Source organism: Pseudomonas sp. GL93 (assembly GCF_003408955.1).
Lineage (GTDB): Bacteria > Pseudomonadota > Gammaproteobacteria > Pseudomonadales > Pseudomonadaceae > Aquipseudomonas > Aquipseudomonas paracarnis.
In genome coordinates, this window is sequence record NZ_NKRF01000049.1 from 1 (window position 1) to 21,988 (window position 21,988).

Annotated in this window: 13 protein-coding genes, 2 tRNA genes and 2 rRNA genes; 9 read left to right on the plus strand and 8 right to left on the minus strand. The window is 59.5% G+C overall.

Translation table 11 applies throughout. From position 1 onward, the window contains the following. Window positions 1-196: 196 nt before the first annotated feature. The 5 genes from CER19_RS07855 (at window position 197) to mrdA (ending at window position 5,896) form a co-directional block, all read left to right on the plus strand. Window positions 197-273: transfer RNA gene (locus tag CER19_RS07855), tRNA-Ile, on the plus strand. Window positions 274-303: 30 nt separating this feature from the next. Beyond that, window positions 304-379 (plus strand) — tRNA-Ala (locus CER19_RS07860). Window positions 380-625: 246 nt separating this feature from the next. After that, window positions 626-3,517, plus strand: a 23S ribosomal RNA gene (locus tag CER19_RS07865). 158 nt (window positions 3,518-3,675) lie between these two features. Further along, window positions 3,676-3,791, plus strand: a 5S ribosomal RNA gene (gene rrf / locus CER19_RS07870). A gap of 212 nt (window positions 3,792-4,003) precedes the next feature. Then, window positions 4,004-5,896 (plus strand): penicillin-binding protein 2, encoded by a 1,893-nt coding sequence (mrdA, locus tag CER19_RS07875; protein ID WP_032892540.1) that lies wholly within the window; start codon window positions 4,004-4,006, stop codon window positions 5,894-5,896. A 1-nt stretch (window position 5,897) separates the two neighbouring features. On the opposite strand, the gene CER19_RS07880 is transcribed toward mrdA, so the two are convergent. Further along, window positions 5,898-6,299: a GFA family protein gene (locus CER19_RS07880; protein ID WP_116666014.1), complete on the minus strand. Its 402-nt coding sequence runs from the start codon at window positions 6,297-6,299 to the stop codon at window positions 5,898-5,900. 98 nt (window positions 6,300-6,397) lie between these two features. On the opposite strand from CER19_RS07880, the gene CER19_RS07885 reads away from it, so the two are divergent. Continuing rightward, window positions 6,398-6,856 (plus strand): SRPBCC family protein, encoded by a 459-nt coding sequence (locus tag CER19_RS07885; protein ID WP_116666015.1) that lies wholly within the window; start codon window positions 6,398-6,400, stop codon window positions 6,854-6,856. Between the two features lie 77 nt (window positions 6,857-6,933). On the opposite strand, the gene CER19_RS07890 is transcribed toward CER19_RS07885, so the two are convergent. Both CER19_RS07890 and CER19_RS07895 read right to left on the minus strand, forming a co-directional pair. After that, window positions 6,934-9,693: an autotransporter domain-containing protein gene (locus CER19_RS07890; RefSeq protein ID WP_116666016.1), complete on the minus strand. Its 2,760-nt coding sequence runs from the start codon at window positions 9,691-9,693 to the stop codon at window positions 6,934-6,936. A gap of 99 nt (window positions 9,694-9,792) precedes the next feature. Then, on the minus strand, window positions 9,793-12,006 hold the full coding sequence (locus tag CER19_RS07895) for a TonB-dependent siderophore receptor (RefSeq protein WP_116666017.1): 2,214 nt from the start codon (window positions 12,004-12,006) through the stop codon (window positions 9,793-9,795). Between the two features lie 218 nt (window positions 12,007-12,224). Here CER19_RS07895 and CER19_RS07900 point away from each other — a divergent pair, with 218 nt between their 5' ends. The 3 genes from CER19_RS07900 to CER19_RS07910 all read left to right on the plus strand — a co-directional run bounded on the left by CER19_RS07900 (window position 12,225) and on the right by CER19_RS07910 (window position 15,995). After that, entirely contained in the window at window positions 12,225-14,582 is a 2,358-nt protein-coding gene (locus CER19_RS07900) for a DNA polymerase II (RefSeq protein WP_116666018.1), read from the plus strand. A 49-nt stretch (window positions 14,583-14,631) separates the two neighbouring features. Continuing rightward, the gene (locus CER19_RS07905; RefSeq protein WP_116666019.1) at window positions 14,632-15,264 is read left to right on the plus strand and encodes a glutathione S-transferase N-terminal domain-containing protein; all 633 of its coding nucleotides are present in this window, start codon (window positions 14,632-14,634) and stop codon (window positions 15,262-15,264) included. A gap of 152 nt (window positions 15,265-15,416) precedes the next feature. Next, the gene (locus CER19_RS07910) at window positions 15,417-15,995 is read left to right on the plus strand and encodes a DUF4174 domain-containing protein (protein WP_116666020.1); all 579 of its coding nucleotides are present in this window, start codon (window positions 15,417-15,419) and stop codon (window positions 15,993-15,995) included. Window positions 15,996-16,031: 36 nt separating this feature from the next. Here CER19_RS07910 and CER19_RS07915 read toward each other — a convergent pair whose 3' ends face one another. The 5 genes from CER19_RS07915 to CER19_RS07935 are packed head-to-tail and all read right to left on the minus strand — an operon-like array spanning window position 16,032 to window position 21,967. Beyond that, a complete protein-coding gene (locus CER19_RS07915) occupies window positions 16,032-17,438 on the minus strand; it encodes a lipid II flippase MurJ (protein WP_116666021.1) in 1,407 nt (468 codons plus the stop codon). Beyond that, complete coding sequence (locus CER19_RS07920) at window positions 17,438-18,259, minus strand: acyltransferase (RefSeq protein WP_116666022.1); 822 nt, start codon at window positions 18,257-18,259, stop codon at window positions 17,438-17,440. The genes CER19_RS07915 and CER19_RS07920 overlap by 1 nt, the downstream gene beginning before the upstream one ends. Further along, window positions 18,256-19,659 carry an O-antigen ligase gene (locus CER19_RS07925; RefSeq protein ID WP_116666023.1) on the minus strand — a complete coding sequence of 468 codons (1,404 nt, stop codon included), beginning with the start codon at window positions 19,657-19,659 and terminating at the stop codon, window positions 18,256-18,258. The genes CER19_RS07920 and CER19_RS07925 overlap by 4 nt, the downstream gene beginning before the upstream one ends. Beyond that, window positions 19,659-20,762, minus strand: coding sequence for a glycosyltransferase family 1 protein (locus tag CER19_RS07930; RefSeq protein ID WP_116666024.1), 1,104 nt, complete (start codon window positions 20,760-20,762; stop codon window positions 19,659-19,661). The genes CER19_RS07925 and CER19_RS07930 overlap by 1 nt, the downstream gene beginning before the upstream one ends. Then, entirely contained in the window at window positions 20,753-21,967 is a 1,215-nt protein-coding gene (locus CER19_RS07935; RefSeq protein ID WP_116666025.1) for a glycosyltransferase family 4 protein, read from the minus strand. The genes CER19_RS07930 and CER19_RS07935 overlap by 10 nt, the downstream gene beginning before the upstream one ends. Window positions 21,968-21,988 lie beyond the last annotated feature (21 nt).

Genomic DNA, 21,988 nt, shown 5'->3' on the forward strand with positions numbered 1-21,988 from the left:
AGCCGTAGGGGAACCTGCGGCTGGATCACCTCCTTAATCGACGACATCAGCTGCTCCATAAGTTCCCACACGAATTGCTTGATTCATTGAAGAAGACGAAAGAAGTAGCCTAAAGGGTTGTAGCTTAGTTGGTTAGAGCGCACCCCATGCTCTGTGGTAAAGAGCAGGGTGAGGTCGGCCTTAGCAGCTCGAAATTGGGTCTGTAGCTCAGTTGGTTAGAGCGCACCCCTGATAAGGGTGAGGTCGGCAGTTCGAATCTGCCCAGACCCACCAATTTTGTGTGGGAAACGCCTGTAGAAATACGGGGCCATAGCTCAGCTGGGAGAGCGCCTGCCTTGCACGCAGGAGGTCAACGGTTCGATCCCGTTTGGCTCCACCACTACTGCTTCTGTTTGTATAAAGCTTAGAAATGAGCATTCCATCATGTGGTGGTGAATGTTGATTTCTAGTCTTTGACTAGTTCGTTCTTTAAAAATTTGGGTATGTGATAGAAAGATAGACTGAACGTTACTTTCACTGGTAACGGATCAGGCTAAGGTAAAATTTGTGAGTTCTCTTAATCGAGAAATTCGAATTTTCGGCGAATGTCGTCTTCACAGTATAACCAGATTGCTTGGGGTTATATGGTCAAGTGAAGAAGCGCATACGGTGGATGCCTTGGCAGTCAGAGGCGATGAAAGACGTGGTAGCCTGCGAAAAGCTTCGGGGAGTCGGCAAACAGACTTTGATCCGGAGATGTCTGAATGGGGGAACCCAGCCATCATAAGATGGTTATCTTGTACTGAATACATAGGTGCAAGAGGCGAACCAGGGGAACTGAAACATCTAAGTACCCTGAGGAAAAGAAATCAACCGAGATTCCCTTAGTAGTGGCGAGCGAACGGGGACTAGCCCTTAAGTGGCTTTGAGATTAGCGGAACGCTCTGGAAAGTGCGGCCATAGTGGGTGATAGCCCTGTACGCGAAAATCTCTTAGTCATGAAATCGAGTAGGACGGAGCACGAGAAACTTTGTCTGAATATGGGGGGACCATCCTCCAAGGCTAAATACTACTGACTGACCGATAGTGAACTAGTACCGTGAGGGAAAGGCGAAAAGAACCCCGGAGAGGGGAGTGAAATAGATCCTGAAACCGTATGCGTACAAGCAGTGGGAGCCCACTTTGTTGGGTGACTGCGTACCTTTTGTATAATGGGTCAGCGACTTATTTTCAGTGGCGAGCTTAACCGAATAGGGGAGGCGTAGCGAAAGCGAGTCTTAATAGGGCGTCTAGTCGCTGGGAATAGACCCGAAACCGGGCGATCTATCCATGGGCAGGTTGAAGGTTGGGTAACACTAACTGGAGGACCGAACCGACTACCGTTGAAAAGTTAGCGGATGACCTGTGGATCGGAGTGAAAGGCTAATCAAGCTCGGAGATAGCTGGTTCTCCTCGAAAGCTATTTAGGTAGCGCCTCATGTATCACTGTAGGGGGTAGAGCACTGTTTCGGCTAGGGGGTCATCCCGACTTACCAAACCGATGCAAACTCCGAATACCTACAAGTGCCGAGCATGGGAGACACACGGCGGGTGCTAACGTCCGTCGTGAAAAGGGAAACAACCCAGACCGTCAGCTAAGGTCCCAAAGTTATGGTTAAGTGGGAAACGATGTGGGAAGGCTTAGACAGCTAGGAGGTTGGCTTAGAAGCAGCCACCCTTTAAAGAAAGCGTAATAGCTCACTAGTCGAGTCGGCCTGCGCGGAAGATGTAACGGGGCTCAAACCATACACCGAAGCTACGGGTATCACGTAAGTGATGCGGTAGAGGAGCGTTCTGTAAGCCTGTGAAGGTGAGTTGAGAAGCTTGCTGGAGGTATCAGAAGTGCGAATGCTGACATGAGTAACGATAATGGGTGTGAAAAACACCCACGCCGAAAGACCAAGGTTTCCTGCGCAACGTTAATCGACGCAGGGTTAGTCGGTCCCTAAGGCGAGGCTGAAAAGCGTAGTCGATGGAAAACAGGTTAATATTCCTGTACTTCTGGTTATTGCGATGGAGGGACGGAGAAGGCTAGGCCAGCTTGGCGTTGGTTGTCCAAGTTTAAGGTGGTAGGCTGGAATCTTAGGTAAATCCGGGATTCTAAGGCCGAGAGCTGATGACGAGTTATCTTTTAGATAACGAAGTGGTTGATGCCATGCTTCCAAGAAAAGCTTCTAAGCTTCAGGTAACCAGGAACCGTACCCCAAACCGACACAGGTGGTTGGGTAGAGAATACCAAGGCGCTTGAGAGAACTCGGGTGAAGGAACTAGGCAAAATGGCACCGTAACTTCGGGAGAAGGTGCGCCGGTGAGGGTGAAGGACTTGCTCCGTAAGCTCATGCCGGTCGAAGATACCAGGCCGCTGCGACTGTTTATTAAAAACACAGCACTCTGCAAACACGAAAGTGGACGTATAGGGTGTGACGCCTGCCCGGTGCCGGAAGGTTAATTGATGGGGTTAGCTAACGCGAAGCTCTTGATCGAAGCCCCGGTAAACGGCGGCCGTAACTATAACGGTCCTAAGGTAGCGAAATTCCTTGTCGGGTAAGTTCCGACCTGCACGAATGGCGTAACGATGGCGGCGCTGTCTCCACCCGAGACTCAGTGAAATTGAAATCGCTGTGAAGATGCAGTGTATCCGCGGCTAGACGGAAAGACCCCGTGAACCTTTACTATAGCTTTGCACTGGACTTTGAATTTGCTTGTGTAGGATAGGTGGGAGGCTTTGAAGCGTGGACGCCAGTCTGCGTGGAGCCAACCTTGAAATACCACCCTGGCAACTTTGAGGTTCTAACTCAGGTCCGTTATCCGGATCGAGGACAGTGTATGGTGGGTAGTTTGACTGGGGCGGTCTCCTCCTAAAGAGTAACGGAGGAGTACGAAGGTGCGCTCAGACCGGTCGGAAATCGGTCGTAGAGTATAAAGGCAAAAGCGCGCTTGACTGCGAGACAGACACGTCGAGCAGGTACGAAAGTAGGTCTTAGTGATCCGGTGGTTCTGTATGGAAGGGCCATCGCTCAACGGATAAAAGGTACTCCGGGGATAACAGGCTGATACCGCCCAAGAGTTCATATCGACGGCGGTGTTTGGCACCTCGATGTCGGCTCATCACATCCTGGGGCTGAAGCCGGTCCCAAGGGTATGGCTGTTCGCCATTTAAAGTGGTACGCGAGCTGGGTTTAGAACGTCGTGAGACAGTTCGGTCCCTATCTGCCGTGGACGTTTGAGATTTGAGAGGGGCTGCTCCTAGTACGAGAGGACCGGAGTGGACGAACCTCTGGTGTTCCGGTTGTCACGCCAGTGGCATTGCCGGGTAGCTATGTTCGGAATAGATAACCGCTGAAAGCATCTAAGCGGGAAACTAGCCTCAAGATGAGATCTCACTGGAACCTTGAGTTCCCTGAAGGGCCGTCGAAGACTACGACGTTGATAGGTTGGGTGTGTAAGCGCTGTGAGGCGTTGAGCTAACCAATACTAATTGCCCGTGAGGCTTGACCATATAACACCCAAGCAATTTGACTACTCGAAAGAGCATCAGATTGCGGTGTGTGAAGACGAAGATGAACCGAAAGTTCGACGCTCACAAAACACCACGATCTATCACATACCCAATTTGCTGAAGCGAGGCCATCTGGTCACGACTCAGTACCCGAATTTCTTGACGACCATAGAGCATTGGAACCACCTGATCCCATCCCGAACTCAGCAGTGAAACGATGCATCGCCGATGGTAGTGTGGGGTTTCCCCATGTGAGAGTAGGTCATCGTCAAGATTAAATTCCGAAACCCCAATTGCGAAAGCAGTTGGGGTTTTGTTTTGGGCGCTCGAAAACTCCGTCGCTTCAGCAACATTAAATAAGCTGCCGTTGAGGGAAATCGATACAAAGTGTTTCTGCATTTTTGCTATGGTGCAGCACATTTTCACAAGGACTGATCTTTATCCGCAGGATGCGGCGTCGACCTTTTCCAACGAGATGCTGTAGAAATGCCTGAACCGATACCTATCAAAGATCACGAAAAAGAAAACCGCCTGGTCAACAAGCGCTTGCTCGCCTGCGCGTTGCTGGTGATTGGGATCACGTGTGCGCTGGTGGGGCGCATGTATTTCCTGCAGGTCGTGCAGTACGACTATCACTCCACAATTTCGGAGAACAACCGGGTCCACGTACTACCGATCACACCGACTCGTGGCTTGATCTACGACCGTAATGGAGTGGTGCTGGCCGACAACCGCCCGAGTTACAACCTGACCATCACCCGTGAGCGCACCGCCGACCTCAAGGGTGAACTGGATGAAATCGTCAATCTGCTGCACCTGCCTGCCGAAGACCGTGCGGTGTTTGATAAGGCGCTCAAGCAGGCCCGTCACCCGTTTGTTCCCGTCACGTTGTTCTACGAGCTGACCGAAGAGCAGATAGCCGTTTTGGCCGTCAACGAGTTCCGTCTACCTGGGGTGGACGTCGAGCCACAATTCGTTCGCCATTACCCTCTGGGCGCGCACTTTGCCCACTCCATCGGCTACGTTGGCCGTATCAACGAAAAAGAATCCAAGACCCTTGATTCGGTGGAGTACCGCGGTACCCAATCCATCGGCAAAACCGGAATCGAGCGTTTTTACGAGTCTGAACTGCATGGTCATGTCGGTTATGAAGAGGTGGAGACCAACGCACAGGGCCGTGTGCTGCGCGTGCTCAAGCACACCGATCCGATCCCTGGCAAAAACATCGTCCTGAGCCTCGACGTCAAGCTACAGGAGGCTGCCGAAGAGGCCTTGGGCGACCGTCGCGGCTCAGTGGTCGCCCTGGACCCGCAAACCGGGGAAGTACTGGCGATGGTCAGCAAACCGAGTTTCGATCCGAACCTGTTCGTCACCGGCATCAGCTTCAAGGAGTACGCCGCGCTGCACGACTCCATTGACCGACCGCTGTTCAACCGCGTGCTACGCGGGCTTTATGCGCCGGGTTCAACCATCAAGCCGGAAGTGGCCATCGCCGGTCTCGACAGTGGCGTTGTTACCCCACAAACCCGAGTCTTCGACCCGGGTTATTATCAGTTGCCAGACTTTGACCATAAATACCGCAACTGGAACCACAGCGGTGACGGCTGGGTGGACATGGACGCGGCCATCATGCGTTCCAACGATACTTACTTCTATGACCTGGCCCATAAACTCGGAATTGATCGCCTGCACGACTATCTGGCCGAGTTCGGCCTGGGCCAGAAAGTATCCCTGGATATGTTCGAAGAATCTGCCGGCCTGATGCCATCCCAAGCCTGGAAGCGTGCGACCCGTCGCCAGCCGTGGTTCCCAGGCGAAACCGTGATCCTCGGCATTGGCCAAGGCTATATGCAGGTGACGCCACTGCAATTGGCCCAGGCCACAGCATTGATCGCCAACAAAGGTGTATGGAACCGCCCGCACCTGGCCAAGACCATCAATGGCGTGGCTCCTGTAGATGAACACCCAATGCCCAACGTGGTGCTCAAGGACCCGCGTGACTGGGAGCAGGTCAACCACGGCATGCAATTGGTGATGCACGATCCCCGCGGTATCGCCCGAGCGGCAGCACAAGGTGCGCAATACCGCATCGCCGGCAAGAGTGGTACCGCCCAGGTGGTGGCGATCAAGCAGGGTGAGCGCTACAACCGCAACAAGACGTTGGAGCGGCACCGCGATAACGCCTTGTTCGTCGGCTTTGCGCCGGCCGAACACCCGAAAATCGTGATTTCAGTCATGATCGAAAACGGTGAGGCCGGCGGCCGTGTAGCCGGGCCTGTGGTGCGACAGATCATGGATGCCTGGCTGCTCGACCAGGAAGGTCACCTCAAGCCGCAATATGCGGCGCCGGCCAAGGCTCCGGGCGATCCGCGGGTTTGACTCAAACCTTCCACTCGTCCCAGCGCGCTACGCCGTCATAGGCCAGCCAGGGCACTTCATGGGCCGTCCAGATATGCGAGGTGGGCCTGACGCCCGGATCATCATCCAGCGTCGCCACCCGCACGATCACGTGGGGCTGATGCCCACGTTCGGCGATCAGATGTGAGCCGCAGCGTGAGCAGAAATGTCTGAACTTGCCTGGCGAAGACTCAAAGGACGTCAGCAGTTGCTCACCCTGCGTCCAGCGAAAATGCTCTCGCATCACCCCGGCCGTGGCAACAAACGCGGCCGCGTGCGCCTTGCGGCAGCTTTCGCAGTGGCAGTGGCTGATGGGCATGTCCAGGCTGTCCACTTGGTAGCGCACGCCTTTGCACAAGCAACTTCCATTCAGTGGGTCAGTCATAACCTATGGCCAGGCAAGGAGAGGGTCATCATCATCGCGCACAACGCAAGGTTGCGCATTGGTTGATGTCGCCTACTGTTCAATGAAGGAGGTGACTTATGCACGTATTAGATCGCATCGAACGCAAAGTCCTGCTCAACGCATCACGTAAACAGGTCTGGGAGGCACTCACGCAGGCCGATCAATTTGGTCAGTGGTTCGGTATCGCGCTTGAAGGTAAAACCTTTGTGCCCGGGGAAACCATCGAAGCGCCAATTACCTACCCAGGTTACGAACATGTCGTGTGGAAGGCCAGGATCGAACGCATCCTGCCCCAAACGCTGTTTTCTTTCTGGTGGCATCCTTTCGCAGTGGAAGAGGGCGTCGACTACGACAAGGAAACACCGACGCTGGTGGAGTTCACGATTGAAGATCGCGCTCCAGGCATTCTGTTACGGGTCGTCGAGTCCGGTTTTGACCAGGTGCCTGAAGCGCGTCGTCAGAAAGCTTTCAAGATGAACTCCCGTGGCTGGGACGAACAAATGGGCAATATCGAAAGCTATCTGAGCCCAGCCTGACCCGAACGGGCATCATGGCTGATGCCCGTCTTCGCGGAAGCTTCCCGGCAGCGTGCACTCGATTGCTGCAGGCGTTTTTAAAAACTCATCTGCCACTGGCCAACCACCGCATGATTGCGGCTATTGCTGCCCAACTCACCGTTGTAGCCGACACTCACGTTCTGCTGCGCAGACAAACCCACCGCCAACCCCACTTCAAGCATCAAGCTGTCGCGGTCCAGTGCGCTGCCTTCAATATTGAACGCGTCGCCGCCAATCAAAAAAGCCTGCCGAGTCTTGCTGTCGACATTGCCATAGAGGTGCCGCCAGCCGAAGCTGGCTTGCGGCGTCAGACTGATGCCATTGTCCAGTTGGCTGAGATGAGCCAGGCGCACCCCGAAGGTACTGCTGACATTGTCCTGGGTTTGCGCATCCACCTTAAGAGAAGCATCGCCGCCTTTCTCGCGATAGCTGTCGCGGTGATAGCGCTGATAGCCAAGGTTGGCGAAGGGTTCGATATTCAATCGGCCGTTACCCAGCATGTAACCCAGCTCGGCAAAGGCTTGCTGGCTATCGGCATCGTAATCACCCTTGGGGCGCTCGCTGAAACCTGCGAACTCCACTGTGCGCTTGTTGTTACCCCTGTGCTGGCTGTACGCAGCCCCCAGGCGCAACGCCAGTGGGCCATCCTGGCGTACGGCATATGCCCCCGCGTGCCAGCTGCGTAATGAATTATCGACGTTGTGGCTGTCCATATCGGTCTTCGAATAGCCGCCCAGTACACCCAGGCGCCAGAGAGGCGACAAGGACCAGTCAACACCCAGCAGACTGCCTTGTGTGCGTTGCTGTGAAGACGCATTGCCGTGTTGACCATCAAGCTTGCCGTAGCTGCCGATACCTTGCAGCCACACGCGGCCTCGCGCGTTTGGATCATTCAAGTTGCGTGCACTGCTGGGGATGCCAGTTATGGCCAGCTCAGGTGTTTGTACTGGATCAAGCCCGACGAGCAAGCTTGAACTGCTGCTCATCTGGCGCATGGCCGACAGCATGGACGTGGCCACTTGGCTGCTGGCCGCCAGTGTGGCACTGGCGAGGTTGGCGTTGCTGCTGCCTGCCAGAGCCTCGAGCGCGGCGCTGGCCGTGGTCTCCGAGGTAGCCAGCAGCGCGTCGTAGAGCGGGTTGGGGTTGGGCATCATGGAGGGCGGGGGGAAAGTGCCATCCCAGTTGCTCCAGTGGCTCCACTTGATGGACTCGATGCTGTTGACTGCGCGGGCGGCGTTGCTGGTACGGGCGTAATCGATGAACTCGACATCGTTGCGTGTGTAGCTCAGGTTCACCCGGTTATTTTCGTAGCTGAGCGTTGGCGACAGGAAGGCGTAGTAGCTGCGCAGGTTGGATTCATCAAAGGTACCCGTGATGCTGCCTGCTTGCAGGACGGTGTACGTGCTGTGCCAGGGATACTCCATCGAGTAACCCGGCTGCGGCCACAAATAGGCACCGTTGAGGCTGGCATTGCCGACCACATGGGTTGTCGCAGCACTGCCGTCGGGATAAGTAGCGAACTCGAATGTAGAGCCTGGCTTCATGATCAGGTTGCCGTTGACCTGAGGAGCGCCGACAACGGTATCCGTGATCAACCTTCCGCTGACGGTAAGATTGTTGACTGAGCCTCGGCCCCGGTAAGTCGCGCCTTGGTCGACGATCACGTCACCAGCGATGTGGCCCTGGTTGTTTAAGTGACCATTGGCAGAGAGGCGCGCGCCTTCGCTGAAATCGCCGCGACCATTGAGCAGCCAGTAGCCGCGACGCACTTGTAGCAAGTCGAAATTGCGCGTCGCCTCGACCGTCCCGTCGGGTTCACGCGTATCTGACGGATAATATTGGTAGCCCTCCAGAATCATGGTGTTATGCCCTGCGCCGCCGTCAACTAACCCCTCAAAACGGGCGCCGGGGTACAACGTCAAGGTGTCGTTGCCGCCCCCCATGTCCAGGGCTACACCATTACCTCCGCTGATCAGGGCACCGTTGAATACCCGGTCGTCGAAATTACCGATAAAACGCGCGCCATAGCCATCAAGCCCACGCAGGTCGACGAAATTTCTCAGTTCCGTTGCGCCGGTTGCCGCCCCATCATGGCCATCACTTACTAAGAGGCCATTGTCGGCACCTGTGATTGAGCCGGTACGTGGAATGCCTGTGGAAGGATCAAACCTGCCGCCGTTGAACAGGTAGCCACCGCCAATCGATACCCCATCGCTGGTGTTGGCTCGGCCATTGTTGTTCGCTCCACTGGCGCCCAATGCCCGGATAACGCCAGAGTTTTCGATGTGGGCAATGCCTCCTATGCGTAGGCCATCGCCGTCGATATTCTCCAGGCGCCCCTCTCGGCCGCCAGTGATCGTGCCGTAGTTATACACCGTGGCATCACCCGTTACCGAAACCCCAGCGCCGTCACGTCCGGTAAGTGTGCCATTGTTGCTCAGCAAATTGAGTTGTTCGCCTGAGATTGCATGCCGGGCGCCCGAGATTACCCCGGTGTTGTCGATGCGCACATCGGTCGCAGCGCCCAGGCTGATCGCGTCGAACCTCTCGGCACTGATCGAGCCGTCATTTTGAATGAAGACATTGCGTTGCCAATCAGGCAGGTTTTGGCGAACGCTGACGGCGGTCGTATGGGTGGTGATGCTGCCGGTCTTGGTCACCCACAAACTGGGATCGTAAAAATAGCCACTGCCCACGGTAAGCGGGGTATTTGTTGGGGTATCGATGAGTACTTGAGCATGGCTGGCAGGAGAAAGCGAGGCGCCGGAAACAACCAACGAAATAGTCAGGGCCAGACGGCGGGGGACGAACGACATGCGCGAAATCCTTTTCTTGAATCGCGCTATCTTCCTATATAGCTATTTGATATTGCCAGCGCATTCTCCTCATTAAGATGCGCTGGCCACTCAGGTAGGTTAGAAATCAATCGTCGCCGACAACTTCGCCACCCGCGGATCCCCCTGGCTCAGGAATCCACCCTGGGCCGATTCCCAATACTTCTGGTTGGCCACGTTCTCCACCGTGGCACCCACAGTCACCTCGCGCTGTTGCAGCATGAAGGTGTAGCGCGCACCCACGTCGAAGCGGTTCCAGGCCGGCAGGCTCAGCTCGTTGGCTGCGTCGGCGTACTGGCCGCCGGTGCGCAGCATACGGCCGTTGAGGGTCACACCCGGCAAGGCAGGCACATCCCAGTCGACGCCGGCGTTGAGCTGGAATGAAGGTACGCCAATGGCGCGGTTGCCATCGTTGGCGCCGTTGAGGGTGCCCTTGAGTTCGGTCTTCATCAGCGTCACTCCGCCCAGCAGGCGTAGCCCGCTGACGGGCTCACCAAAGACGTTCAGCTCGACGCCCTTGTTGATCTGCTGGCCTTCACGCACATAGCGGGCAGTGGTGGCGTCGATGGCTTCGGCATAGCCCGCGCCTGGCTGTTCGATACGGTAGACACCCAAGGTCGCACCGTAGGTACCCATGTCGACTTTGACGCCGGCCTCGATCTGCTTGGAGCGGGCGGGCGCATAAGCCTGGCCGCCACCGATGACGGTAAGACTGCCGGACTTGAGCGGCGATGTCGGGCCCTGGGCCAGGCCTTCGATGCGGTTGGCATACAGCGAAACATGCTCCCACGGCTTGAACACAATGCCGTAGACCGGCGTGGTGATCGACTCGTCATAGTTGGCCGTTCGGGTGCCGCTCATGTAGTTGTAGCTTTGCACCACCATCTGTTGGCGACGTGCGCCGACGGTAACCAACAAGCGGTCGTCGAAGAACCCTAAAGTGTCGGATACCGCGAGGCTGCGCACGAAAGTCTTGCCAGTGATGGTCGGATCGCTGAAGTCGGTACCTGGCGTATTGCGCGGGCTATTGAGGGCCGGTGGCGCGCCGGTCACTGGGTGATAGATGTTGGTTGCCGTTTTTGCGCTGGCGAACACATAGGCGTTGCGCGCCTCGGTCCAGATGCCGGCCAGGCCGAAGTTGGGCCGATGGCTGACCGGGCCGGTCTGGAACTGGCCATTGAGCCCCCCCATCGCGCTGGTGTTGTTTTCTTCGTGGGCGATAGTCGAGCCACTGGCGCTGGCATTGCCGAGATTATCGCTCAGGGTCACCGACGAGTAGCGCCCCATTTCGCGGCTGTGTTTGGCACCGGCTGCTGCGTATGCGGTCCAGTGTTCGTTGAGGTCGTACTCGGCGCGCAGCATGCCCAAGGTGTCCTCAAGGTTGGTACTGCTCCAGCTCGGTGCGTAGTTGGTGTCTGCCGAAGGGGCATCCGGCACGTGGGTGATCTTGCCGAGAAAGACCGAGTTGCGCCCGCCGTTGATACGCTGCTTCTGATACACAAAGTCACCGGACAAGCGCAACGCATCGCCGCGGTAGTCGAGGCCGACGGCAAACAGCTTCGAACGCTGGCTCTCATCATCAATGCCGGTATCGCCTTCGCGCTGGGACAGGTTGACCCGTGCGCCGAAACGGTTGTCATCGCCAAAGCGCTGGCCAATATCCAGGTGCTCGCCGATCCGGCCATCACTGCTGATGTCGGTGCTGAAGCGACGCAGTGGCGCATCATCGGCGCGCTTGGGTTGCAGGTTCACGCCGCCACCAATCCCCGAGCCGGTGGGGGTGACGCCGTTGATAAAGGCGTTAGGGCCCTTGAATACCTCCACGCGCTCCAGGGCGTCAGTGGAAATGATCTGGCGCGGCAGGATGCCGTACAAACCGTTATAGGAAATGTCGTCGCCATTCAACGGCAGGCCACGAATCATGAACGTCTGGGACTGGTTCGCATACCCCGAGGCCTGGCGCACCGAGGAGTCATTGAGCAGCACATCGCCAACGGTTTCTGCCTGCTGGTCACGAATCAACTTCTCGGTGTAGGAGGACATGCTGAAGGGCACATCCATGATGTCCTGGTTGCCCAGCACACCCAGTTGGCCGCCACGTGCAACCTGGCCGCCGGCAAACTCGGGGGGCAGCGCAGTGGGCGCCGGCGCTTCGGCATTGATGCTGGTGGCACCCAGCTCCAGCACGTTGTCTGACGTCGATGGGGTGGCCGCCTGTGCCGCAACACTCAGGGAGCAGCACAAGGCAAGCAGGGCAGGGCGAAACGGCACAGCGAGAGGGTGACAGATGGGCATGGTCGATCCTGACGGCGAACCGTCAACTGGGAGGAAGTGGGCAACAACGTCGCGCTTCCTCACTGCGCGGATAAGACTCCGGTGCAAATGATAGTAATTACTATTAATGTCCTGCAACAAATTTATGCGATTGCGCACTGCGTGTGCGTTTACCCGACGCGTTTGCACGGATGCCGAGTAGAATCACGCCCTGAACGCGATTCTTGAGGTGCGGTACGGTGGATTTACAGCAGGGTTTTGTCCTGACCCGGCATTGGCGCGATACCCCGGCGGGCACCGAGGTCAGCTTCTGGCTGGCCACCGACCAAGGGCCACGGTGCATTCGCCTACCCGTGCAGACCTCGGTGGTGTTCATCCCGCAAGCCCACCGCAAGCCGCTCGACTGGCTGCTCAAGGGGGAACGTGATCTTGAGTTGCGCCCGTTGCAGCTGTGCGACTTTCATCACCGCCCAGTCCTGGGCCTGTATGCCCGTCAGCACCGCCAGTTGATGGATATCGAGAAGCGCCTGCGCGCTGCCGGGGTCGATGTCTACGAAGGTGACGTGCGCCCGCCGGAGCGCTACATGATGGAGCGTTTTATCACCGCTCCCGTCTGGTTCGGTGGCACCGCTGATGCAAGTGGCACCGTGCTCGACGCGCAGATGAAGCCCGCCCCCGACTATCGCCCTCCCTTGAAGCTGGTGTCCCTGGACATCGAGACCACCGCCCAGGGCGATCTCTATTCCATCGCCCTCGAAGGCTGCGGCGAACGCCAGGTGTACATGCTCGGCCCGCCGAACAAAACCGACGCCGTGGATTTCAAGCTCGACTATTGCGACACCCGCGGCCAACTGCTGGAACGCCTTAACCAATGGCTGGCCACTTTCGACCCCGACGCGATCATCGGCTGGAACGTGGTGCAGTTCGACCTGCGCGTACTCCACGAACACGCCCAACGCCTGAACGTGCCGCTGTTGCTGGGGCGTGGCGGTGAAGCCATGGCCTGGCGCGAACACGGCAGCCGCAATCACTACTTTGCGGCGGCGGCGGGGCGGTTGATCATCGACGGTATCGAAGCGCTGCGTTCGGCCACTTGGAGTTTTGAGTCCTTCAGCCTGGAAAACGTCGCGCAAACCCTGCTTGGCGAAGGCAAGGACATCTCCACGCCGTACCAGCGCATGGACGAAATCAACCGCATGTTCGCCGAGGACAAGCCCGCCCTGGCGCGCTACAACCTCAAGGACTGTGAACTGGTCACGCGGATTTTCGAGAAGACCGAGCTGCTCAAGTTCTTGCTGGAACGCGCCAGCGTCACCGGCTTGCCGGCCGACCGTAACGGCGGCTCGGTGGCCGCCTTCACCCACCTGTACATGCCGTTGATGCACCGCCAGGGTTTTGTGGCGCCGAACCTGGGTGACAAACCGCCCCAGGCCAGCCCCGGCGGGTTTGTCATGGACTCGCGCCCGGGCCTCTATGAATCGGTGCTGGTGCTGGACTACAAAAGCCTTTACCCATCGATCATCCGCAGTTTCCTCATCGACCCGGTCGGCTTGATCGAAGGCCTCAAGCATCCCGACGACAGTGACTCGGTGGAAGGCTTTCGCGGGGCGCGCTTCTCCCGCACCCGGCATTGCCTGCCGTCCATCGTCACCCGGGTGTCCGAAGGCCGCGAAGAGGCCAAGCGCGAGCGCAATGCGCCGCTCTCCCAGGCACTGAAGATCATCATGAACGCCTTTTACGGTGTGCTCGGCTCCAGCGGCTGTCGGTTCTTCGACACTCGACTGGCGTCCTCGATCACCCTGCGGGGGCACCAGATCATGCGCCAGACCCGCGAGCTGGTGGAGGCCCAGGGTTATGAAGTGATCTACGGCGACACCGACTCCACCTTTGTCTGGCTGGGCAGCGCGCACTCTGCGCAGGATGCCAATCGCATCGGCCTGGCGCTGGTGCAGCACGTCAACGACTGGTGGCGCGCGCACCTGAGCAACGAGTACGGCCTGCAAAGCGCCCTGGAACTGCAATACGAAACCCACTTCAGCCGCTTCCTGATGCCGACCATTCGTGGCGCCGAGGAGGGCAGCAAAAAGCGCTATGCCGGCCTGGTGGTGCGCGAAGGTGGCAGCGAAGAAATGGTCTACAAAGGCCTGGAAACCGTGCGCAGCGACTGGTCGCCCCTGGCCCGGCAATTCCAGCAGGAACTCTACCAACGCATCTTCCATCGCCAACCCCATCAAGACTACATACGCGACTACGTGCGGCGTACCTTGAGCGGCGAATTCGATGAGTTGTTGATCTACCGTAAACGCCTGCGCCGGCCCTTGCACGACTACGAACGCAACGTCCCGCCCCACGTACGCGCCGCGCGCCTGGCAGACGAGTACAACGACCGCCTGGGCCGCCCGCGCCAGTACCAGCGCGGTGGCTGGATCAGCTACGTGATCAGCGTCAACGGCCCGGAACCGCTGGAAGTGCGGCAGGCGCCCATCGACTACGACCACTACGTCACGCGCCAATTCCAGCCCGTGGCCGACGCGATACTGCCATTCGTGAATGATGATTTCGGTACCCTGGTGGGCGGGCAGATGGGGCTATTCTAGGTAATCGACCACAGGCTCAATATTGCCCATCGCTCAGGAGGGAACGCCCATGTACACCCTTTATGGCACCGACGAATCCGGTTCCTGCATGATCGAAATCGCCCTGCAGCGCTGCGCAGTGCCGTGGCATCGCGTGGAGGCCAGTTCCTGGCAGGACGGCGAGGGTAGCGACGCTCTTGCACGTATCAATCCACTCAAGCAGATCCCCACTCTGGTCACTCCAAATGGCCAGGTACTGACCGAAAGCGCCGCGATCCTGATCCACCTGGGCCTGGAGTATCCCAAGGCCGAATTGCTGGCCGGCGATCGTACGCAGATCCTGCGCGGCTTGCTGTACATAGCCGCCAACTGCTATTCGTCGATCGGTATCATCGACTACCCGCAACGCTGGTTGGGCAATGCCGATGAAGCGCAGCAAGCGCAACTGGTCAGCGGCACACGGCGCTACCTGCACCAGGCCTGGGTCGTGTTTGCCGATCAGTTTGCCGGCCAGCTGTTTACCCCGAGCAACGCGCCGAATGCACTGGGCATCATGGCGGCGGCGGTGTCGCGTTGGGACGACGCGCGAGAGGTGCTCGGCAACCTGGCGCCGGGCTTCGCGCAGAGCCTGGAGCGGGTAGACAGCGACCCTGTCGTGGCCCCGGTTTTTGCCCGGCATTGGCCGCAGTGGAAGGTCTCGTAACCGGAAGAAACAATGACCAGGCCACTGTCCAAGCCCTTGCGTAGCGGGCTTCCTGACCTACGCTTCTCAAGGTGGTGTAGGAATCATCCTTGAATTTGGCTGTCGCAGACATGAAACTCAAGAACCCTGCATGGAATTCAAAGGAGGTGCGCATGCTCATCCGGTCGCTGACCCTGGCTACCTTGATGGCTTTTACGGGGCCGTTGTTGGCCGCTGATGATAATCCGCTCAAGCAGGAATTGGGCAAGACGCGCCCCCTGGTGGTCGTGGAGCTTGATGCTGGAAACCCGACACTGGCAACGCTGAAGAAACAACTGGAAGAGGCTGCCACCAAGCAGTCCTTCGAAGAGCGCAGCATGGTGTTCTATACCGTGAAGTTCGGCAGCATTGGCGCTGAAGGAGAGAAGTTCGCCAAGGACCCAAAGGACAGCAAAAAGCTCACGCCGCCTGAAACCAACGCGCTGATACGCGCCCTCAAGCTCGGCGTCGGCAGCGGCACCAAGGTGATCCTGATCGGCAAGGACGGCGAGAAGAAACTCGAAAAAACCGTGCCACCGGACAGCCTCGACCTGAAGGAATTCTTCAGCGCCATCGACCAGATGCCTCAGGCGGAAAAGGAGCTTGCCGCACCTGCGGGGCCGGAGCCTGTTCCAGCCGCGCCAGCGGCTGCGGCCAAGGGCGCCAAACCCGCCAAGCCCGGCAACAAAGCCCCCAAGCCGCTGGAAGATTGAACAGGTCCCCTCCCACCGTTCTGGTGGGAGCCGGCCTCAGGCTTTCCACGGCTTGAGCCAAAGCCCCAACCCCACCAACACCAGCGCGCCGGCCAGGCTACTCAACCCCAACTGCCACCCATCGTTGTGCAAGGGGTGCAGGGCCAGCGCCGCCACACCCAACAGCACCCCGCTCAAGCCCCACTGCAACGGCCAGCCCAGTTGGCCGAGCAGTTGCTGGCGGTGCATCAGCAACAGGTTCGTCACCACGACGCCACCCAACGCCGCCAAGGCGATCCCCGGCAGGCCGATACAATAGGGCAGCACCACCAGCAAGGCGGCGTTGACCAGGCTGCCCAGCAGTTCGCAATTGAGCGGCAGGCGCGTGTCGCCGCTGGCATAGGCATAGCGGGCGAGCATCGCGTTCCAGGCGCCAAACACCAGTGGCGTGGCGAACCAGGCCAGCAGCGCCGGCAGTGGGCCGTCGACGCTCTGGGCGGGCATCAGCAGATGGATCAGCGTGGGGCTGGCGCCAATCAGGCCGAAGGCCGCAGGCAGGCTCAGCAGGGTCGCTGCATCCAGGCCGCGGCGCAGCAGGGCCAGGCGCTGTTGGCCTTGTTCGCCGCTCATCATGCCCAGCAGCACTTGGTTGAGGCTCATCAGGGCGATCAATGGCAGGTTGATCAGCTTGCGTGCGAGGTTAACCCACGTCACCGCGCCTTCCCCGAGGAAACTGGCGATCAATCGCTCCAGTAGCGCCAGGCCCTGGCTGGCTACGTTGCTGGCCAACAACGGCCCGATACGCCCCAGCAATTCGCGGCCTGCCAGCGAGTCGCCGCTGACCTGCCACGGCCGCCAGCCGAAAGACCAGACCGGCACCAGCAATGGCAGGCACATCAACACACTGCCGGCAAAAAAACTCATGGCCAGTTCGGCACTGTCGCTGGAACTGCCACGGATAAACAGGTACAGCACCGGTGGCAGATTGAACAGTAAAGAGCCCAGGCCCGGCAGGACAAAACGTTGGCGTGCCTGTAAGGGAATACTGAACAGCCCATGCATCACCAGGCCCGGCGCACAGGCCGCCAGCCAACGCAAGTTAGCGGCGGCTTCGGCATGGGCCGCGGCGTCCAGGCCGGGGCCGATCAGGCGCACCCACAGCGGCGCGCCCAGCGCTAGTACGGCAAACAGGGCCAGGCCCACTCCCAGCAGGCGTGGGGACAGGCTGGCCAGCCAGGCCTGCTGGCGGTGTGGGTCGCGTTGTTGATAGAGGGGCAGGGCAGCCGCCGCAAGCAAGCCGGCGGCCAGGGTCATGCGCAATGCTTCGGGCAAAAACACCGCCACCAGAAACCCGTCGCTGCGACTGCCCGCGCCCCAGGCCGCCACCAGCAGCCATTCGCGGGCGAAACCGGCGACCAGCCCTGCGAGGGTCGCGACGGTCAGCCAGAGCGTGCTGCCGAACATCAGTGAAACAGGGTGAACAGGCCTTTGCCACCCACCTTGTAGTTCAGATCATGGCAACGTTCGCCCATGATTTTGGCCCCGGAACCGCCAATGATTTTGTAGGGGGCCACAGCCTTGGCCACCACGGTATTGGCGCTGATCACTGAACCATAGCCCAGGTGCGTGCCGTAGCCGATCAACGCCCGGCTGCCGATCCACACATAGTCGTCGATGTAGATCGGCCCGGAAATCGACCAGAACTCCGGTGCCTGCAAATCATGACTGCCGGCGATGATCAGCACGTGGGAGGCGATCGCCACGTGGTTACCGATCACCAGCCCGGCGCGGGCGTCCACCTGGCAATGCCAACCGATTACCGAATCGTCGCCGACCACCAAATTGTGCATGCCCAGCACTTCGGTGTTACGCCACAAGCTGGAGCCTTTGCCGATCTTCGCGCCACCCAGGCGCAGCCAGGCAATGCGCACATGGTGGCTGGGGATCTTGTTGATCAAGATGTTGTAGGCCATGTCCCAGACACTGCGCCACCGGTCTTTGACGGTTGCCCAGTTTTTGCCGTAACGCGGCAGTAGCTGGGCCGCAAGGTCCTGTTTCATCCGGTGGAACAGGCGGCGCGCCACCGGGGGCTCAATCGCGGTTTCCAGGTCGATGGAGCTGATCCAGAAGCGCTTGTTGTCGCCTTCGCCTTCTTCAAATACCACGTCGTTGGCCAGGCACCAGTCCAGCGCCTCTTCCAGGTCCGACAGGCTCACGCCCATTTCAGCGGCCAGCGTGGGGAGGCGGTCGCGCAAATCGGTGGAGTGGATCATCCGGTGCTTCATGGTTGGTTATCCTTTGGCGCAATAGCAGCAACAGGGGCGGTAATGGAGGGGCGCAGACGCACCTGTTGCAGGCTCATGCCCATCAACAGCCAGAACAGCGCGATCAGTACAAAGGTGAAGCTGAAATAGTGGTCGAAAATCCCCGTCAGCAGCGCTGCCATCACGCCGCATATGCACCCCAGCCACAGGGCGTTGTCGGCGGTGACCTTGCGCACCTGGCCCAGGGGCCGCACTTCACGCCACCACAACACCGTGACGGTGATAAACAACAGCATCCCCGGAATGCCGACCTTGTAGATGAAGTTCAGCCACAGGTTGGAGATGCCCAACAGGTTGGTGCCGGGTACGGGCGGGTCGATCTTGAAGCCGATCCCCAGGGGGTATGTCGACATGGCCTCGGGGAATCTTGCGTACTCGTCGAAGCGGATTTCGGTACTGGCATTGGTGGACGAGAAGATCGTCAGCAAGCGCTCCTGCAACGGCGGATAGAACATCACCAGCGCAACCCCAAACGCCACGCCGATACCGATGATGCGCCCGCTGTTAGGCACGCGCTTGTAGGTCAGCCAGATCAGCACCAGCGCCAGGGCCACGATGGCGCCACGGGAAATACTCAGCAGCAGGCCGGCGCAACCCAGCACCGCCACCGCCAGGCCCAGCGCCCGGCGCCAGCCGCTGCGGGTCCAGCCATAGAACAGCGCCAGGGGGATAAACAGCACCAGCACGCCACCGGTCAGGTTAGGGTGCACCCAGGGCGAGGCCATGCGCGTATAGTTGGCAGAGAAAATATCCTTCACCGCTTCCGGGTGGGCGTATTTGAGGTCGGTGAGAATATCGATCATCGACATCGCGTTGCGCGTTTTCAGGAACATGAAGATCGACAGCAGCAGCATCGCCAGGTTACCCAGCAACAGGGCGACCACCACCTTGTCGCGGTCGGCGTCGGTGCGCAGCAGCAGCGGCACGATGAACAACATCGACAGGTTCATCAGCCAGCGCACCCAGTTCACCGGCCCGTTGCCTTCGGCATGGATGATCAGCATGCCCCAGATAAACGGAATGGTGCTGAATAGCATCAGCCACATCAGCGCCCGCTCGGTCGGTCGCCACAGCATGAAACCACGCGTCTTGCCGATGAACGATTGCCAGAACACCCCGACCCAGGTCAGCCCCAGTACCGCCTCGCTGACGGTGGTGCGGATGCCCAGTTGCAAGGTGGTGTAGGGAATACTGGTGGCCAATACCGCGAAAATCAGCAAGCCCCACAGGGGAAAGCGGATCAGCGTCAAGGCCACGGCCACTCCGGCCACGACCAGCATGACCTTGATCGGCGACAGGGCCAACAGCAACCCGCCGAACACCAGGCCCAGCAGCAGACTGACGAATTTTCCTGGCAGCATTAGCGATCCAATTCCTTGAGCAAAGTGTCCAGGCGCGAGCGATAGGCCGGTGCGGCAAATTGCCGGGCCCAGGCGCGTTGTGTTTCGCCGTCTTGTGTGGCGTCGGCAGCTGCCAGTTGTTGCATGACGTTGCGCAATTGCTCGGCGTCATGGGGGGCGAAGCGCGGGGCGTTGGGCGGCGCGATTTCATCCAGGGCACTGCCGCGTGCCACCGCTACTGGCGTGCCGACACTCAAGGCTTCCACCACCGGCAGGCCAAAGCCTTCGGCATAGGACGGCTGCCACAGGCACGCGGCATGACGGTAGAGCGCTTGCAGTTGCCCGTCCGATAAACCGCTGCACCAATGCAGGCCCGGCAGGTCACCGAGTGCCGCCGGTACATCGCTGGCGTGGCCCACCAGAACCAAGTCCGGCACATCAGGGTTCAGCGCACGGCAGGCCTGCCATTGGCGCAGGAAAAATTCCATGTTCTTGCGTGGCTCCCGCGTGCCCACCACCAGCCAGTAGCGTGCCGGCAGGTGGGTTGGCAGTGGCTCTGGCGCTGCATTCAATTCGGGCACCAAGTTGTTCAGCACGCGAAACTTGGCCCGGGCCCAGGGGAACAGGCGCGCGGCTTCATTGCAGGAAAACTGCGAAGGGCACCACACCCGGTCAGCCTGCCACACCGACCAGGCAATCGAAGCCCCGTCGATCAGGCGGTAGGCCAGGGCCTTGAGTTTGGAGCGATGGAAGTTGCGGTGGGTCAGCTGAAACAGGTCATGCAGCACTAGCACATAGCGGGTGCCGGCGGGTTTACGGCACAGCGGCAAGCCCATATTGGCCGTGGCGATGTACAGGTCGATCTGCTGCTCGTGCAGCGCCTTGGGCAAGAACCTGCGCTCGAACCGCAGGCGCACTTGTGGGCGTTGCAGGCCGTCCAGCGGGCTGGCCCAGGCCGGGCAAACGGCAGTCTGGCGTTGCGGATGGTCCAGGGGCGCTTCGGTGAACAGCACCACCTCCGTGCTGCCCCGCGCGCGCAGGGCGTCTTCCAGGGCCACGACCTGGCGGGCGATGCCTGAAGACGGCGCAACCGTGGCGGGGCGATAGTCCAGGGCTACACGCATGGCTGAGACTCCTTGGCGGTGAGCAAGCTGCGGTAGAGGTGCTCCAGTTCATTCGCCGCCACCGCCCAGTCGTGGTATTGCCGCGCATAGTCGCGTGCCGCATCGGCCAGTCGCCCGGCCAGCGCCGGCTCATCCAGCAGGCGCACAACGGCGTCGGCCAGGGCCTCAGCGTTTTCGCCGGCCAAGTAATGTACCTGTGGCTGTACCGCCAACCCGGACACGCCCTGAGCCGTGCTCACCAGCGGCAAGCCGGCGGCCATCGCCTCCAACACCTTGAGCTTTGAGCCGCCGCCATGGCGTAACGGGGCGACAAAACCGGCGCAGCGGCGTTGCAAGGCACACAGGTCGGGAACAAAACCCAGCCACTCGATACGTTCATCGGGCCAACGCTCGCGCCAGTGTTCGGGTAAGCCATAGCCGACCACTGCCAGGCGTGCGTTCGGGCACTGCAACCAGAGCCTGGGGAAGATCTCGTCGAGCAGCCACTGCACGGCGTCCAGGTTCGGTGCGTATTCGTAGTTACCGACGAACAACAGGCGCTGGCTCTGCGCATCGGCGCTGACCTCGGCAAAGGCACGACTGTCGACCCCATTGACCACCACGCTTACCGGCGTCGACGACAACGGCCGCATGGCCTGAGCGTCCGCCTCGGTCACGGCGACCACATGAGCGGCGGCATCGAACGCCTTGCGTTCCCATTGCTGGCAGCGCCACTGGTCATACTGTACAAACGGTGCGGCCCACGTCGGGAAGCGGTCGTAAGTGGCGCCGCCGAGGCTCGATTCCAGGTTGTGCTCGGTCAGCACAAATTCGCGCTGTTGCTGCTGCAGGGTGCGCAGGAACGGCTGCAGGCTGTAGCTGTGTTCCACCTGAATCACGTCCCAGCGCTCGTTCAACAGTTGCGCAAACTGTGCCTGCAACGGTGCCGACAGGCCGTTGACCGTGGTCAACAGCGGCCAGGGCGCGAACAGGCCGCCGAGCAGGGTCAGTGGATGTTTCAGTGGCCGGCGCGGTACCACGATCAGGCGTTCGAGCAATGGTTCAAGGGCCGCGTGCACCGCCCCATCGGCCGGCGTCTTCGATTGCGCCAGCAGCGTGATGCGATGCCCGCGCTCACTCAAGGTGCGCAGCAAATGGTACTGCCGCGTCTTGCCGCCGCTGGTGGCCGGCCACGGCAGGGAGGGCACGATCCAGAGGATTCTCATGTACAGCTCTCCATGCCCAGG

Excerpts from the sequence above, each read along its gene's own strand:
- mrdA (WP_032892540.1), top strand. The coding sequence starts at position 4,004 with ATGCCTGAACCGATACCTATCAAAGATCACGAAAAAGAAAACCGCCTG.
- CER19_RS07880 (WP_116666014.1), bottom strand. The coding sequence starts at position 6,299 with ATGACTGACCCACTGAATGGAAGTTGCTTGTGCAAAGGCGTGCGCTAC.
- CER19_RS07885 (WP_116666015.1), top strand. The coding sequence starts at position 6,398 with ATGCACGTATTAGATCGCATCGAACGCAAAGTCCTGCTCAACGCATCA.
- CER19_RS07890 (WP_116666016.1), bottom strand. The coding sequence starts at position 9,693 with ATGTCGTTCGTCCCCCGCCGTCTGGCCCTGACTATTTCGTTGGTTGTT.
- CER19_RS07895 (WP_116666017.1), bottom strand. The coding sequence starts at position 12,006 with ATGCCCATCTGTCACCCTCTCGCTGTGCCGTTTCGCCCTGCCCTGCTT.
- CER19_RS07905 (WP_116666019.1), top strand. The coding sequence starts at position 14,632 with ATGTACACCCTTTATGGCACCGACGAATCCGGTTCCTGCATGATCGAA.
- CER19_RS07910 (WP_116666020.1), top strand. The coding sequence starts at position 15,417 with ATGCTCATCCGGTCGCTGACCCTGGCTACCTTGATGGCTTTTACGGGG.
- CER19_RS07915 (WP_116666021.1), bottom strand. The coding sequence starts at position 17,438 with ATGTTCGGCAGCACGCTCTGGCTGACCGTCGCGACCCTCGCAGGGCTG.
- CER19_RS07920 (WP_116666022.1), bottom strand. The coding sequence starts at position 18,259 with ATGAAGCACCGGATGATCCACTCCACCGATTTGCGCGACCGCCTCCCC.
- CER19_RS07925 (WP_116666023.1), bottom strand. The coding sequence starts at position 19,659 with ATGCTGCCAGGAAAATTCGTCAGTCTGCTGCTGGGCCTGGTGTTCGGC.
- CER19_RS07930 (WP_116666024.1), bottom strand. The coding sequence starts at position 20,762 with ATGCGTGTAGCCCTGGACTATCGCCCCGCCACGGTTGCGCCGTCTTCA.
- CER19_RS07935 (WP_116666025.1), bottom strand. The coding sequence starts at position 21,967 with ATGAGAATCCTCTGGATCGTGCCCTCCCTGCCGTGGCCGGCCACCAGC.